The sequence below is a fragment of the Dysgonomonas sp. PF1-14 genome (genome assembly GCF_029892965.1).
Lineage (GTDB): Bacteria > Bacteroidota > Bacteroidia > Bacteroidales > Dysgonomonadaceae > Dysgonomonas.
Genome location: NZ_JARXWN010000038.1, coordinates 1 through 2,515, shown reverse-complemented (window position 1 = coordinate 2,515; position 2,515 = coordinate 1). Strand labels below are relative to the sequence as shown.

1 protein-coding gene and 1 pseudogene are annotated in these 2,515 nt (G+C 39.6%); both read left to right on the top strand.

Annotated elements, in window-relative coordinates; translation table 11 throughout:
* Positions 1–221 (top strand): annotated as a pseudogene (locus M2448_RS20240) (hypothetical protein); the annotation flags it as partial.
* 374 nt (positions 222–595) lie between these two features.
* Positions 596–2,407 carry a group II intron reverse transcriptase/maturase gene (gene ltrA, locus M2448_RS20235; RefSeq protein ID WP_280647994.1) on the top strand — a complete coding sequence of 604 codons (1,812 nt, stop codon included), beginning with the start codon at positions 596–598 and terminating at the stop codon, positions 2,405–2,407.
* Positions 2,408–2,515 lie beyond the last annotated feature (108 nt).

The window sequence follows — 2,515 nt, the reverse complement described above, 5'->3', positions numbered from 1 at the left end:
GGTGCGCCCGTCAAGGCAGCATAAGAAATATCCTTTGGCAAGGATTAGGTAAGTGTTCTTTGAAAAACCTATCATCACCCGGCTTATCTGAAAGGGAAATTAACCGAACAGGGAGTGTAGCATGCCGGGAAGACCATAAGTCAACCAGTTATCAGGTTGCGACTGAATGGGGAGATGAAAAGACAGATACGAGGATAAAATCTGGATTGATTGAACGATAATCTGAGCGGTATTAGGCTGTACCTGCGACGTCAAGATAACTATACTCGTCGTACTGTGATTCACTTCTTCCAGTCTTTGAGGAGGAAGTGCAGGAACTAATCACAGCGCAACTGCAATAAGCAGTAAAGGATGAAAGTCGTATCCGACAATCTGTCGTGCCAGAGACTATGTATAGTCTCATAGTTCTTTATGTATGCAAACGGGGATTACCTATACCGGAAAGCCAGTTGTAAGGCTATGGGGGTTGCCCCTGAATATCCGGAGTGGTAACGGAGCCTCCGTAGTAGTCCGAGCAGGGTAATGACCTGTACATGGCGAAGGGAGGCAGCTAAATGTAGTTTTAATACAATTAACGAAAAATGTGAGAGACATTATGAGAAATTCAGAAAGAGTATTAAACAGTCTGGCGAAACACAGCAAGCTTTCAACCTACAAGTATGAAAGGCTTTATCGTGTTTTGTTCAATGAAGAGATGTTTTATGTTGCCTATCAACGTATTTATGCGAAACCGGGCAATATGACTCCGGGTTCTGACGGCAAGACTATTGACGGAATGAACCTATCTCGAATTGAAAAACTGATACAATCGTTGAAAGACGAAAGTTATCAGCCCCAACCCTCAAAAAGAACCTACATACCGAAGAAAAACGGGAAAGTACGCCCTTTGGGAATGCCTGCTATTGATGATAAGCTGGTGCAAGAGGTAATAAGAATGATTCTTGAAGCCATTTACGAAGGACATTTTGAAAACTGTTCTTATGGTTTCAGACCCAAACGAAGTTGCCATACCGCATTAAGTCAGATTCAAAAGACATTCAATGGTGCGAAATGGTTCGTTGAAGGAGATATTAAAGGATTCTTTGATAATATCAGCCATGATGTAATGATTGATATTTTAAGAGAGCGTATCTCTGATGAACGATTCATACGACTGATTCGGAAGTTCTTGAATGCAGGATATATTGAAAATTGGAAATTCCATAAAACACACAGTGGCACTCCACAGGGAGGTATTGTCAGTCCGATACTGGCTAATATCTATTTGGATAAACTGGACAAATACATAATGGAATATATCCGAAAATTTGATAGAGGGGAAAATCGCAAAACAAATAAAGAGCGTATTCAATATGAATATGGAAAAAGGCTCGCTGTGGTGAAACTAAAAAGTGTAACTGACAAAGATGAAAGAAAAACAATTATCAAACAGATTAAAGCATTTGACAAGGAAAGAGCCTTAATCTCATGTGGAGACGAAATGGATTACGATTATAGAAGAATGAAATATGTGAGGTATGCAGATGACTTCCTTATAGGGATTATCGGCAGCAAATCAGACAGCCAAAAGATTAAAGAGGATATCAAGAATTTTCTTCAATCCAAATTAAAATTAGAACTGTCGGACGAGAAAACGCTGATTACCCATACGGAGAAATCTGCAAAATTCCTCGGATATGAAATCTATGTTCGAAAATCCAACCTTACCAAAAGGAATAAAGCGGGTCGTCTTATGAGAGCCTTTAATAAAAAGGTATATCTAAAACTGACAACGGATGTTATGAAGAAGAAGTTACTCGAATACGGTGTTTTGGAAATCAAAACACATAACGGAAAAGAGCAATGGAAACCGAAAGCCCGGGTCCAGTTTATAAATAATGATGACCTTGAAATACTGGATAGGTATAACTCTGAAATCAGAGGTCTCTACAATTATTACTCAATTGCCAATAACTGTTCGATAATGCACGCCTTCAAGTATATTATGGAATACAGTATGTACAAAACTCTTGCTCTAAAATATCGGACTTCTGTTGTAAAGATATGCCGTAGATATAAGCAAAACAAAGTATTTACTGTACACTTCAGAAATAAGAAAGGTGAAAACCGAATCAGGGTCTTTTACAATGAAGGTTTCAAACGCAAAAATCCCAACTATCAGTCATGGGTTGACAATCTATTAGCATCATATTCTATCAGCACTACCAGTCTGACAGACAGGTTAAAAGCTGAAAGATGTGAATTGTGTGGAGCAACAGATAAGAAACTGCAAATGCACCATGTAAGAAAACTCAAAGGCTTAGATAATAAAAAGCCTTGGGAAAGACACATGATTGCAAGGCGTAGAAAAACTATCGCGCTCTGTGGAACTTGTCACAAATTGACTGACATTGGGAGAATGGACTGATACTTTAGTGGAGAGCCGGATACGCTGGAAGGTGTACGTCCGGTTCGGAGGCGAGTGCTTGGAAACCGACCATAGTAATATGATACGGCGCCGGGTGCTTAGCCTACA